The 12,766-nt window shown below is 48.0% G+C and carries 9 protein-coding genes and 1 tRNA gene; 7 read left to right on the top strand and 3 right to left on the bottom strand.

What is annotated here, in order from left to right; all coding sequences use genetic code 11:
* Positions 1 to 9: 9 nt before the first annotated feature.
* Together ssb and QLG00_RS05925 are read left to right on the top strand one after the other, a co-directional pair.
* Entirely contained in the window at positions 10 to 585 is a 576-nt protein-coding gene (gene ssb / locus QLG00_RS05930) for a single-stranded DNA-binding protein (protein ID WP_004944846.1), read from the top strand.
* 454 nt (positions 586 to 1,039) lie between these two features.
* Complete coding sequence (locus QLG00_RS05925; RefSeq protein WP_282470658.1) at positions 1,040 to 2,479, top strand: amino acid permease; 1,440 nt, start codon at positions 1,040 to 1,042, stop codon at positions 2,477 to 2,479.
* Between the two features lie 70 nt (positions 2,480 to 2,549).
* Here the strand turns inward: QLG00_RS05925 and QLG00_RS05920 are convergent, their stop codons facing one another.
* Complete coding sequence (locus QLG00_RS05920; RefSeq protein ID WP_048765311.1) at positions 2,550 to 4,049, bottom strand: PLP-dependent aminotransferase family protein; 1,500 nt, start codon at positions 4,047 to 4,049, stop codon at positions 2,550 to 2,552.
* Between the two features lie 151 nt (positions 4,050 to 4,200).
* Between QLG00_RS05920 and gabT the strand changes: the two genes are divergently transcribed.
* The 4 genes from gabT to QLG00_RS05900 all read left to right on the top strand — a co-directional run bounded on the left by gabT (position 4,201) and on the right by QLG00_RS05900 (position 9,640).
* The gene (gene gabT / locus QLG00_RS05915) at positions 4,201 to 5,496 is read left to right on the top strand and encodes a 4-aminobutyrate--2-oxoglutarate transaminase (protein ID WP_282470657.1); all 1,296 of its coding nucleotides are present in this window, start codon (positions 4,201 to 4,203) and stop codon (positions 5,494 to 5,496) included.
* Entirely contained in the window at positions 5,493 to 6,941 is a 1,449-nt protein-coding gene (locus tag QLG00_RS05910) for an NAD-dependent succinate-semialdehyde dehydrogenase (RefSeq protein WP_088458765.1), read from the top strand. The genes gabT and QLG00_RS05910 overlap by 4 nt, the downstream gene beginning before the upstream one ends.
* A gap of 557 nt (positions 6,942 to 7,498) precedes the next feature.
* On the top strand, positions 7,499 to 8,797 hold the full coding sequence (locus QLG00_RS05905; protein WP_039909778.1) for an FAD-dependent oxidoreductase: 1,299 nt from the start codon (positions 7,499 to 7,501) through the stop codon (positions 8,795 to 8,797).
* A 24-nt stretch (positions 8,798 to 8,821) separates the two neighbouring features.
* The gene (locus QLG00_RS05900) at positions 8,822 to 9,640 is read left to right on the top strand and encodes a methyltransferase domain-containing protein (protein ID WP_282470656.1); all 819 of its coding nucleotides are present in this window, start codon (positions 8,822 to 8,824) and stop codon (positions 9,638 to 9,640) included.
* A gap of 46 nt (positions 9,641 to 9,686) precedes the next feature.
* Here the strand turns inward: QLG00_RS05900 and QLG00_RS05895 are convergent.
* Positions 9,687 to 9,762 (bottom strand) — tRNA-Thr (locus tag QLG00_RS05895).
* Positions 9,763 to 9,943: 181 nt separating this feature from the next.
* Here QLG00_RS05895 and QLG00_RS05890 point away from each other — a divergent pair.
* Positions 9,944 to 11,785: a monovalent cation:proton antiporter-2 (CPA2) family protein gene (locus QLG00_RS05890; protein ID WP_282470655.1), complete on the top strand. Its 1,842-nt coding sequence runs from the start codon at positions 9,944 to 9,946 to the stop codon at positions 11,783 to 11,785.
* Between the two features lie 61 nt (positions 11,786 to 11,846).
* Here QLG00_RS05890 and QLG00_RS05885 read toward each other — a convergent pair whose 3' ends face one another.
* The gene (locus tag QLG00_RS05885) at positions 11,847 to 12,500 is read right to left on the bottom strand and encodes a DUF805 domain-containing protein (protein WP_282470654.1); all 654 of its coding nucleotides are present in this window, start codon (positions 12,498 to 12,500) and stop codon (positions 11,847 to 11,849) included.
* Positions 12,501 to 12,766 lie beyond the last annotated feature (266 nt).

Raw genomic sequence — 12,766 nt, 5'->3', positions numbered from 1 at the left:
TTAAAGCTCATGCGTGGTGTGAATAAAGTAATTTTAGTTGGGACCTTGGGCCGTGACCCGGAAACCAAAACGTTTCCAAATGGCGGGTCATTGACTCAATTTTCGATTGCAACCAGCGAATCGTGGACAGATAAAAGTACGGGTGAGCGTAAAGAGCAAACCGAATGGCATCGTATTGTGTTGAATAACCGTTTAGGTGAAATTGCACAGCAATATCTGCGTAAAGGTTCAAAAGTGTACATTGAGGGTTCATTGCGTACCCGCCAGTGGACAGACCAAAACGGTCAAGAGCGCTATACCACCGAAATTCGTGGCGACCAGATGCAAATGCTTGATACACGTAGCCAAGGCGAGCAGCCTATGGGTGGTGGTCAGGACTACAATCAGCCACGCTTTAACAACAATGCACCGCAGCAAAACACCGGCTACAACAACCAAGGCGGTGGTTATAACAACAAAAATAACGCTGGTGCCAATCAAGGTGGCGGTTATGGCAACAATGCTGCGGGCAATCAAGGTGGTTATGCGCCTAAAGCTCCACAGCAACCTGCTCCAGCAGATCTAGACGACGACTTACCGTTTTAAAATACATGACTTAAAAACCTCACCTTGCGTGAGGTTTTTTTATCTCTAAATTTTTATATTTTTTAAAAATATGATGATCTGAGCTATATCGTACACACTATTTTTTACTTAAATTAAAGAAAATATCGAAGCGCGATAAGTAAAAATAATAAATCAAAACATCCAATTAACCCGAGCGCATTTAGGAGCGCACTGATCCGAATCGTTTTTTAGCACTATTTTGGTGCAAAAAAACAAGATTGGCCCCCAATTACCATAGACAAATGGCTCTCGTTTATTGGCCACCAAAAAGACACATTAGATTCATTAGAAGTATGCATACGGAAACGTTCGATTGGGCCTTATACAGGCAGTTAAAGCCGGCATGGCCCAGTCAACAACAGGTTAAAAGGAGAGGCACACTGCAAAGGCGATGTTGCAGGCCTCTACTTTTGAGGTATTAAGGAAAATAGTTATGGCAGCGCTCAAAACAGCGACTGAATCAGGCCAAGCCGAAGGGCTTAAAAGTGGCTTGAAGTCGCGTCACCTCACCATGATTTCAATTGCCGGCGTGATTGGCGGCGCTTTATTTGTGGGCTCGGGCAGTGTGATTTATTCTGCGGGCCCCGCAGCGATTTTAGCTTATGCCATTGGGGGATTGCTGGTTTTACTGATTATGCGAATGCTCGGTGAAATGGCAGTCATGAATCCAGACAGCGGATCATTTTCTACTTATGCTGATCGTGCGATTGGTCGTTGGGCTGGTTTTACCATTGGCTGGCTGTATTGGTGTTTCTGGACTTTACTCATGGGTTGGGAAGCCTATGTGGCCGGTAAGATTCTCAACAGCTGGTTCCCGTTTATCCCCATTTGGGGCTATATGCTGATGGTGATTATTGGCTTGGTCTGGGTCAATCTGCAAGACGTGAAAAACTACGGTGAATTTGAATTCTGGTTTGCCTTGATCAAAGTTATTGCAATTGTATTGTTCTTGGTTGTGGGAAGCTTGGCTATTATGCATTTATGGCCATGGGGTGAACCTGCTGTAGCAGGCATTACCAACTTAACTGCACAAGGCTTTATGCCCGGGGGCTTTTCATCGGTAGTCACGGCATTGCTTGGGGTCATGTTTGCCTATATGGGCGCCGAGATTGTGACCGTTGCAGCCGCAGAATCAAAAAATCCGGCACGTGAAATCCGTAAAGCCTCAAATTCGATTGTGTGGCGGATTATCCTGTTTTATGTCGGCTCGATGTTTATCACTGTGTGCTTGATTCCACACAACAATCCATTGTTAAAAGACCCAACATGGGGAACCTATAGCGTCACGCTGTCTGCGCTTGGTATTCCAGAAGCGCGTCATATTGTGAACTTTGTGGTGCTGACTTCGGTGTGTAGCTGCTTTAACTCGGCACTTTATACCTGCTCACGCATGATGTTTTCATTGTCTAAGCGTGGTGATGCACCAAAAGCGTTTTCAAAAACCAACCACAACAGCAGTCCATGGGTTGGGGTCATTTTCTCAAGTATTTTCTCTATCGTGGCGGTGTACCTCACAGCCAGTGAAAGCATGAATGTATACGATGTTCTTATGCTGGCAACCGGCACGGTGGCATTGTATGTGTATCTTGCCGTGGCATTTTCTCAGCTACGTATGCGTAAGAAAATCGAAGCCGAAGGCAAAGCCATCGACTTTAAAATGTGGTTATTTCCATGGTTAACCTATCTGGTCATTTTCATTATCATTGGTGCGATTGTGACCATGTTGATCGAAGGAACATATTTTAAAGAGGTGATTTACACCACAGGACTGGCGCTGGTGATTGTGGCGCTGGGCGTACTGACCCACAAATTTAACTGGGGAAAGGAAGCTCGCCAACACATGCTGCAAGAAAATAAAAACTCAGCCAGCTAAATCATCTGGCTTAAAAAAAGAACCTCTTCAAGAGGTTCTTTTTTTGTCTGTCAATTCTGCTGGCTTGCCGTTATGAGCGGGTTGGAATATTGGCTTCGCGCAAACACTGCAGCAATACCCCAAAGGCCATGACCATGTCTTTTTCACTCACACAGGCAAAGCCCATGAGTAGGCCACGTTCGGCGTGGGCATGCGCATGCATATAATATTGCGACAATGCCCGAACCTTAATGCCCCGCTCGAGTGCAGCCGAGGCAACCGCAACGTCATCGCAATTGTCAGGTAATTTAAGCACCAAATGCAAACCAGAATCGTCGTTGTATTCATGCAAAAATTCTGGGCCTAAATAACGCTTAATCAGATCGACCAGATAAGCACGCCGTTTGCCGTACAACAGCCGCATACGGCGAATGTGTGCTTCGTAGTGGCCTTCCCGAATAAACTCGGCCAATGCCTTTTGCTCAAGCAAATGCCCGCCGCGATAAAGCTCGGCAGCCAATATCCGTAAAGATGAAAACAGCGGCTTTGGCACCACCAAATAGCCAATGCGTAAGGCAGGATAAATGGTTTTACTAAAAGTACCCATATAAATTACGGGCGCATCACTTTCGAGGCCCTGTAAAGACGGATAAGGCTGCCCAGAAAAACGAAATTCACTGTCGTAGTCGTCTTCTACAATCCAACTGCCGTAGCGCTTGGCCAAATTGAGCAAAGATTTGCGGCGCTCAAGACTCAAATGCGACCCCAGCGGATACTGATGCGACGGCGTCACAAAAATCAGTTTGGGGGGCTGTTCGGGATACTGCTTGGGAACAATACCATCGGCATCGACCGGCATGGGCTGAATATTCAGTCCATTGATGCGCAATGTATTGCGCATGCCCCAATAGGCCGGATCTTCAATCCAGACCGGATCGCCAATATCGCTCAGCGCACGCGACACCAGATCAATCGCCTGATGAATACCTTCGGTAATAATGATCTGATCGGGATCACACTGTACCGAGCGCGCCACGCGCAGATAATCGGCCAAGGCGCTACGCAGTTCGGTGCAACCGCCTGCATTACTGTAAATCAGGTGATGAATATCTGGCTCGCGACTTAACCGCGCTTGAATACGGCTAAAAATATGATGTGGAAATTCGGTCACATCTGGCGCACCCGGCACAAATGCACCCCATTGGTAAGGCGAGGCACCAGCATAACCAATCAGTTGGCTACCGCGCTGCGACAATTGATACGAGCGCGGCGGATTCCGCAGCCCCACGCGCTGTTTGCCGTTGGGCGTGTTTAAAAAGGCTTCGGGTAACTGCTCGGCCACCCATGTGCCATGTCCGGTTTTTGCCTCCAAATAGCCTTCAGCCTGAAGCTGTTCGTAGGCCGATAACACTGTATTTCGTGAAACATGAATTTCTTTGGCGAGGTCACGTGAAGCCGGCAAACGCGTTTTTGGGGGTATAACACCTTCAACAATCGCGCCTTGCAAACAGCGAAATAAACGTTGATGAAGTTTTCCGTCTACATCTTGTTGTAAACGTTGTAATAAATGATCGCCCAGCAAACTACGCAATTGGCTCTCTCCCTGAGTTGATAAATGGCTCTCGTCAGTCGACGCAAGACGCGCGAAATTACAGTGGTAGACAGCTATTGTAAAGCATCCTGTAAAAGATGGCGGGAATGTGTGACCAAAGCTGTAATGAATAACACTAGAGGATAGATAGATGGACACTAAACATTCTGCACTTAATCAGCGTAAACAGCAAGCAACTCCACGTGGTGTGGGTGTGATGTGCCAGTGGTATGCAGACAAGGCTGAAAACGCCACAATCTGGGATGCACAAGGCAATGCCTTTACCGATTTTGCAGGCGGTATTGCGGTGTTAAATACGGGTCATCGTCATCCGAAAGTGATTGCTGCCGTTCAAGCACAGCTTGAAAAATTCACACATACTGCTTATCAGGTTACACCATACGAAAGCTATGTATCGCTTGCAGAGCGTATTAATGCACTTGCACCGATTGCAGGCCCTGCCAAAACCGCATTTTTCACTACAGGTGCAGAAGCGGTTGAAAATGCAGTTAAAATCGCACGCTCATACACGGGTCGCCAAGGCATCATTACCTTTGGTAATGCGTTTCACGGCCGTTCATTCATGACCATGGCCATGACCGGTAAAACAGCACCTTACAAACGTGATTTCGGTTTAATGCCAGGCGGTGTGTTCCATGCGCGCTATCCAGTTGCATCACGTGGTATTACTGTCGATGCCGCAATGGAAAGTATCGACAACATTTTCAGTGAAGACGTTGCACCGCACGACGTTGCAGCGATTGTACTTGAGCCAGTACAGGGCGAAGGCGGCTTTAATATTGTACCGGCCGATTTCTTAAAACGCGTGCGCGCACTCTGTGACAAACACGGTATTTTACTGATTGCCGATGAAGTACAAAGTGGTTTTGCCCGTACAGGTAAAGTTTATGCGATGGATCATTACGAAACCAAAGCAGATCTCATCACCATGGCCAAGAGCTTGGGCGGTGGTTTCCCGATTTCAGGCGTCGTTGGCCGTGCAGAAGTGATGGATGCACCAAACCCGGGTGGTTTGGGCGGAACCTATGCAGGTAACCCAATTGCGGTTGCAGCAGCACACGCGGTGATTGATGCCATCGAAGAAGAGCAACTGTGCGAACGTGCCAATGTACTCGGTGCAGAGCTGGTGAGTGTACTTGAGCAGCTTCAGCAAGCAACCGATCAGGCGATTATCGATATTCGTGCTTTAGGCTCAATGGTTGCCGCAGAATTTGAAACAGCGGAACAGGCCAAAGCCGTACAAACCTATGCCATGGAGCATGGCTTGTTATTACTTACCTGTGGTAAGTATGCCAACGTCATCCGTTTCTTGTATCCATTGACGATTCCGACTGAACAGTTCCGTTCTGGTCTTGAAATCTTGAAACAAGGTGTTTTAGCGTTGAATGCAGAAACCTACAGCACAGCAGTTGGACAAACAGCATGATTCAAGAAAATTTACAGTATTTACTCGCACATCCGGATATCTCGTTTACTGCACCTGCAACTGGTACAGCAATTGAGGTCAAAGATGCCGCGACAGGTGCATCACTGGCTTGGGTAAAAACCAGTGACCGCGCCGCTGTAGAAGCCGCAATTCAACGTTCGGAAAAAGCGCAAGCGGCGTGGAAAACCCAAACTGCCTTGCAGCGCGCCGATATTTTGTGGGCGTGGCACAACCTTATGCTTGAGCATAAGGAAGATCTGGCACAGATTTTAACTGCCGAGCAAGGCAAGCCACTGGCAGAAGCGCGTGGTGAAATTGGTTATGCTGCTTCGTTTATTCGCTGGTTTGCAGAGCAGGCGCGCCGCATTGATGGCGAAATTTTACCGCCAACCGTTGCGCATCAGCGTTTACTGGTGATTAAGCAGGGCATTGGTGTTACGGCGGCCATCACACCGTGGAACTTCCCGGCGGCCATGATCACCCGTAAAGCAGCGCCGGCCATTGCTGCCGGATGCTCAATGCTGGTGAAGCCGGCAGACCTGACACCACTGACAGCCTATGCGCTCGAAGTACTGGCTTTAAAAGCAGGCTTGCCACAAGATGTATTGCTCAACATTAGCGGTGATGCAGTGGAAGTGGGCAAAACCCTGTGTGAAAGCGATGTGGTCAGAAAGCTCAGCTTTACAGGCTCTACGCCAGTGGGCCGTATCTTGATGCAGCAGTGCGCACCAAGCATCAAGAAGCTCTCGCTTGAGCTGGGCGGCAATGCGCCGGTGATCATTTTTGACGATGCCAACCTAGAGCAGGCGGTTGCAGGCATTATGGCCAGCAAATTCCGTAACAGCGGTCAAACCTGTGTCTGTGCCAACCGTATTTACGTTCAAGCGGGTATTTATGACCAGTTGACCGAACGTCTGACTCAAGTTGTGGCAGGCTTACGTGTGGGCGATGGCCGTGAAGATGGCGTGACGCAAGGGCCACTGATCGACGAGCGTGCCGTAGCCAAAGTGCAGTCGCATATCGATGATGCCACCCAAAAGGGCGCTAAGGTCGAAATCGGTGGCAAACTCGCGCCGCAGGGCGGCACCTTCTTTGAACCAACGGTACTCAGTGGTGTTACCCAAGACATGCGTGTTGCTAAAGAAGAAACCTTTGGCCCGCTGGCTGCGTTATTCCGCTTTGAAACCGAAGCGCAAGCCATTGAAATGGCCAACGATACCGAGTTTGGTCTGGCTGCGTATGTGTTTACCCAAAACGCAGCGCGTCAGTGGCGCGTGGGCGAAGCACTTGAGTATGGAATGGTTGGGGTCAATACCGGCGCTATTTCCAATGAAGTGGCACCATTTGGTGGGGTAAAACAGTCCGGTTTAGGTCGTGAAGGTTCCCAGCACGGAATTGAAGAATATTTGGAAATGAAATACCTGTGTATCGATGTTTCTGAGTAGGTTTCATAGCTGATCCTTTAAAACCCGTTATGCCCATTCATAACGGGTTTTTTATTGTTCGACAAAACCCAAAGGCAGGAGCAGCCTGATCAGTTTGGTCAACGCCAAATGCTCGTCATACACCGTGCTGTATTCAGGACGTTGAAGCAGAGCCAAAGAAAAAGCCCTTTATCAATTTTGATAAAGAGCCGTACGCTGTTGTTTCATTATTTTCATGCACTGATTGTTTGGAACCCTCATTTAATTAATGTGATGTGGTTCTCATTTTTGAAGCATGATAGCTCAAAATTTAAGATGATGAAAGTGCTGTTACAAAAAAATTGGTTAATTTATCTTACTTTTTTTTATCAGCTTTTTAAATAAAGCAGAGTTTTGATTGCCATTTTTATATCTGTAATACTTTATTAATGAATTGTTTCAATATGTATATGAAAAACCTCAAAAGATTGCAGGAGGCGCGCCGCACAAAACCCTTAAATCTGGTAGTTTTTAATACCGCATTTTAAGATTTTGTGGGTCATAATCAAAAGAAATATTCTCACGAATGGAACATCATTTTGGATATCGCAATTATAGGTAGCGGCATGGCAGGCCTTGCGACCGCAAGAATTTTAAAAGATGCAGGACATGCAATCACGATATTTGAAGCCCTTCCTGGTCGAGGAATGGATAGCCATAGTATTGAATTTGAGGGTGGAAACATCGATGCGCCACTGCGTGTGATGAATCCGTATTTATGGAAAAATACCTTAAGTTTGGCCACGCACCTGGGTATGACCATGTTTCCGGTGCGTACCTACATGGCGTGTAGCTGGTTGTTTGAAGACAAAACCGAAACATGGTTGACCACAACGCGTAGCCGCATTGGAAATTTTCCAATCATTAACAACCGTAAGGGCATCAAGCAGTATGGCTGGCGACTGGTCAAAGGCATGTTGCAGCTAAAAACCGCGATTAACCAGTTTTTCAAATCTAAAAATCAAGATATTACCCTTGCCGAGTTTATTAACCAAAACGATATCGAAGAAGTGTTTTGGCACGGCGCCGTGATGCCGGTGCTGTATACCATCTGTACCTGTAACCCAAAAACCATTGGCGACTGGCCTGCAAAACCACTTTTGACCTTTTTACGTCAGTTAACCGATGGCGATGCCTTGCTGCGTATGCAAGGCGGCACGCCGGCATTTGTCGACCGTTTGATTCAAGGTATCGACATCCGTAGTGGCTCTGCGATTGTGAAGGTTGAACAGCAAGGCGAAAAAGTACTGGTCGAAAATGATCAGGGCGAACAGCAGTTTTTTGATCGTGTGGTGGTGGCCACACCAACCGATAAAATTGATGTGTTTTTAAATACTACACAGTTTGCAGACGATTTGGCGCTGTTAAAGCAATTCCGTTTTGAGCAGGGTGATCTGGTGATTCATACCGATAGCACCGTAATGCCGCCAAAGCGTAAGGACTGGTCAGTACTGAGCTACATGATGGACCGTAAGTTTACCCGTCAACAGTTTACTGTATGGATGAACGCCGTCGAGCCAAGTTTGGTGGGTAAATCTCCAGTATTTCAAACGTGGCGCCCGGTTACTCCAATCGATCCGAAAAAAGTGATTTCGTCGGTGAAGCTGACGCGTGCTGTGGTCGATTCGCAAACTGTAGCGCTTAACCAAGAGTTGCAACAGCGCCATAAAGACCCAGATCGTAAAGTGTTTTACTGTGGTTCGTGGTCGTGTGATGGCTTACCGATTTTAGAATCGGCAGTGACCTCTGCCATGAATATTGCAGAAATTTTTGGTGCGCCGCTGCCATTTGTCGGGGTTAAACCTAAAGTAGAAGTGGCACCGCAACTGGGCTATTAAGTCTGGTTATTAGGTGAGTAAACTATGAAGCTACCGCACGCCCTGACACGCCGCCTACCGCATAAATATGCCATTAATGCGGCGGCGCTGGGCGATGCGCGCGCACTGGCATGGAGTAATCTGGGGTACTGGAAAGAGACCGCCGACTACCCAGCGGCCTGTGCACAACTGGCCGATCAACTGGCCGCTGCGGTCAGCTTAAAGCCGCATGACCGCCTGCTCGATCTGGGCTGTGGTCAGGGCGCCAGCTTACAGCACTGGCTCAGCGTGCATCATGTTCAACATGTCACGGGCGTGGAACTACAGCCGGCACAGGTAAAGCGGATGCAAAGCCAATTGGCCGCAGTCGATCAGGTATTACAAGGGTCTTTTCTGGCGCTCGATCCGGCTGTTTTTTCGCAGCCCTTCGATGTAGCTTTATGTATCGATGCTGCCTATCACAGCCCTTTGGCGGCATTTTTAACGTCCACCAAACGCGTACTTGCCACACACGGACGGCTGGGCTTTCATACCCTGATGCTTTCAGCGCAGTGGTATAAATTATCGATGTGGCAAAAACAGAAATATTATTATTTACTTCGGGCGGCCGATGTCGATTTAAGACAATTACACGACCAGCAGCGCCTTGAGCAAAGCATTGAGCAGCAAGGCTTTAAATTGTTAACACTGCGTGATATCAGTACGCCAGTTTTAAACGGATTTGCAGATTACATTACACAGCGGCAGGGTACACCAGATCACACACTCGACCTGCTTAAAATACAGATGACCGCGAAGCTATGTCGATATTTATATGACGATGGCGTGATTCGTTACGTCGAAATTGCCGCAGAAAAGCAATAAGCGAAGAAAATAAAATAGAGAAAGAGAAGAACAACAGAAGGGAAGATGGTGCCGGCACACGGATTCGAACTGTGGACCTACTGATTACAAGTCAGTTGCTCTACCAACTGAGCTATGCCGGCATCTTTGAATAGGCTGAATTTTACAGGAAGCTTAGCAAAGGTCAAGTATTGCGCGGTGTTATGTGCATAAACTGTGTGCAATTGCAGCACATACTGGCTTACATAGAAAAAAATTGTGCTTTTGAATTCATGCATTTCGCCCTATAGTCAAACCAAGAAACATAAAAAAGAGAAAAACAGCATGAGCGAGGAAGCGCATTCGATTGGTCTGTTGGCGCCTGTGGTGTTACTGGCGGCGGCCGTTATTGCGGTGCCGATATTTAAGCGGCTTGGTCTTGGCTCGGTACTGGGGTATCTGATTGCGGGGTTGGTGATCGGGCCATTTGGGCTGGCTTTTTTTCAAGATCCGGCTTCTATTTTACACATTGCCGAGCTGGGCATTGTGATGTACCTGTTTATTATCGGGCTTGAAATGCAGCCTTCGCATTTGTGGGGGCTACGCCGTCAGATTTTTGGTTTGGGCACCTTGCAAATTGTGGCCTGTGCGCTGGCGCTGACCGGCACCGCCATGCTGTTTGGCCTGAAGTGGCAAATTGCCTTTATTGCGGCGGCAGGCTTTGTACTGACCTCTACAGCCATTGTGATGCAGCTTCTGGGTGACCGTGGCGATCTGAACCAGCCCAAAGGGCAAAAAATTGTCTCGATTTTGCTGTTTGAAGATTTACTGATTGTACCGCTTCTGGCTTTGGTGGCCTTTATGGCGCCTACGCACGTGATCGAAACCACCAGCTCGCGCCTTGAAAGTATCGGCATTGGGTTACTTGCCATTGCCGGCCTGATTGCCGCAGGCTACTGGCTGCTCAATCCGCTGTTTCGTTTGCTGGCTGCCTCTAAAGCCCGCGAAGTGATGACTGCGGCCGCGCTGTTGGTGGTGCTGGGTGCAGCATTACTGATGCAGGTGAGTGGGCTTTCTATGGCAATGGGTGCATTTTTGGCGGGTGTGTTGCTGTCGGAATCGACATTTCGACACCAGATTGAAGCCGATATCGAACCCTTTCGGGGAATTTTACTGGGGCTATTTTTTCTGGGTGTGGGCATGTCGCTCGACCTGACCGTTGTAAGGCAGAACTGGCCATTTATTTTGGCGGCAGTGCTGGCTTTTATGGCGGTAAAAACTCTCATGATTTATATCGTGGCACGCATGACCCGCAGTTCGCACCATGAGGCGCTTGATCGTGGGGTATTAATGGCGCAAGGCGGCGAGTTTGCCTTTGTGCTGTTTGCCGCAGCGGCCAGCGCACAGGTGATTGATGCCAGCACCAAAGCCAATCTGACTGCGATTGTGGTGCTCTCGATGGTATTTACACCGGTACTCGGCATCTTGCTTAAGCGCTTTACCCAAGAGAAAAGCCAGCATTCACTGGATGAGGTTGAGGTGGCTAAAGACCTTTGCGGCAGTGTGCTCTTGATTGGTTTTGGGCGCTTTGGGCAGGTCACCAGTCAGCTTTTACTGGCACGCGGGGTAGATGTGACCATTATTGATACCGATATTGACATGATCAAAAATGCCGAGAGATTCGGTTTTAAAATTTACTATGGCGACGGCTCTCGGCTGGATATTTTACAGGCCTCCGGAGCGGCACATGCCGAAGCGATCTTGGTGTGTGTGAATCAGAAAGAGATGACCAATCAAATTGTCGATCTGGTGCAGCATGAGTTTCCACTGGCCAAGTTGCTGGTTCGATCTTACGACCGTGAGCATTCGCTGTATTTGGTTAAGCAAAATGTCGATTATATTTTGCGCGAGACTTTTGAGTCTGCCATTGTGTTTGGCGGGGCCGTGCTGAAAGAGCTGGGCATCGATGAGCGCGAGATTCTGCAGATTACCCGTGAAATTCGTGAGCGCGATGAAGAGCGCTATGAAACCGAAATTGCAGCCGACGATATGTATGCCAGTGTGGGCATGCAGTACACCAATACCCACCCACGGCCTACGGCGCCCTTAATTGCACCCAAGCATTCGGCACAGTTTTTAAATGATGCAGAAACCCAAGACGAACCCGACCAAAATGCGCCAAAATAAGCGCAGTGAAGGGAAGTGACGCAACCCGCTCACTTCCTGAATGCCTTGCACTAAACACATTTTACTTTGAGGCTGGGCCATAGCGATTGCTGTGCGTATCGCCTTCTTCAAGGGTAAAGAAAAAGATCACCATCACAATACCCACGATGGGCACTAAATTGATAAGTAATAGCCACCCCGTGCGGTTAATGTCATGCAGGCGGCGCACACTCACCGCAAGCGCAGGTATGAGCATAGCGAGCATAACGCCCCAAAACAGGCTATTTTCCAAGTTAAATACATGGCAACACACCAGCAGGCTTAAGCCGAGCAGGGTATAGCACCCCATAAATGACCAGTACTCGCGGCGGCGGGCACGGCCTTTAAAATCGAAGCTGTGCTTTATGCATTTTAACACCCAGTCTAAGGTGCGGTAGCGGGCTTGTTTTTCTAAATTTTTTTGATGCTGCGCAGCGCGTATATTGTAGGCGTTGGCCTTGGCCAAAACCGTGTGTGAATGGTCTGTTGGCGCAATAGGTGGCTCGTCGGTGGGCACATCGATAAATACCTCACTTACTTCGCCTTGCGCATCTAATTCAAAAGATACATGCATGCCCGGCATGGGGACAATCCACTCACGCCACACAGCGCCTAAAAATGAATAATGCTTTTGGTCTTCGGTACGAATAATGACGGTATTGGTTTGAACGGAATAATCGAGTATTTTGCCTTTCATCTATTGTTATCCTTATTTTTTATGATGGAATGATTTTTTTGGCGCTAGAGTTTTTTTGGGCAAGCGAACCTATGGAAAAGCATTCCAAATATTAAAAATTAAACGTAAATATGCCGTGATCTGAATTTAAAAAAAGATCATGAAGGTATGGGCGATCTGCGTTTGGATAAGCATAAAGACAAAACGAGCGGGTGCGATAAACAAAGAAATAAACGGGCGATGTGAGTCATGGTGACTGCTCCTGTATGTATCAAGAAGCTCTACCA

Origin of the sequence: Acinetobacter sp. V89_7 (assembly GCF_029967895.1) — a bacterium.
In the GTDB taxonomy this organism is placed as follows: Bacteria; Pseudomonadota; Gammaproteobacteria; order Pseudomonadales; family Moraxellaceae; genus Acinetobacter; species Acinetobacter soli.
Note: the sequence above shows the minus strand (reverse complement) of the source record. Positions and strands in the feature narration are given on the sequence as shown.

Excerpts from the sequence above, each read along its gene's own strand:
- ssb (WP_004944846.1), top strand. The coding sequence starts at position 10 with ATGCGTGGTGTGAATAAAGTAATTTTAGTTGGGACCTTGGGCCGTGAC.
- QLG00_RS05925 (WP_282470658.1), top strand. The coding sequence starts at position 1,040 with ATGGCAGCGCTCAAAACAGCGACTGAATCAGGCCAAGCCGAAGGGCTT.
- gabT (WP_282470657.1), top strand. The coding sequence starts at position 4,201 with ATGGACACTAAACATTCTGCACTTAATCAGCGTAAACAGCAAGCAACT.
- QLG00_RS05910 (WP_088458765.1), top strand. The coding sequence starts at position 5,493 with ATGATTCAAGAAAATTTACAGTATTTACTCGCACATCCGGATATCTCG.
- QLG00_RS05900 (WP_282470656.1), top strand. The coding sequence starts at position 8,822 with ATGAAGCTACCGCACGCCCTGACACGCCGCCTACCGCATAAATATGCC.
- QLG00_RS05890 (WP_282470655.1), top strand. The coding sequence starts at position 9,944 with ATGAGCGAGGAAGCGCATTCGATTGGTCTGTTGGCGCCTGTGGTGTTA.
- QLG00_RS05885 (WP_282470654.1), bottom strand. The coding sequence starts at position 12,500 with ATGAAAGGCAAAATACTCGATTATTCCGTTCAAACCAATACCGTCATT.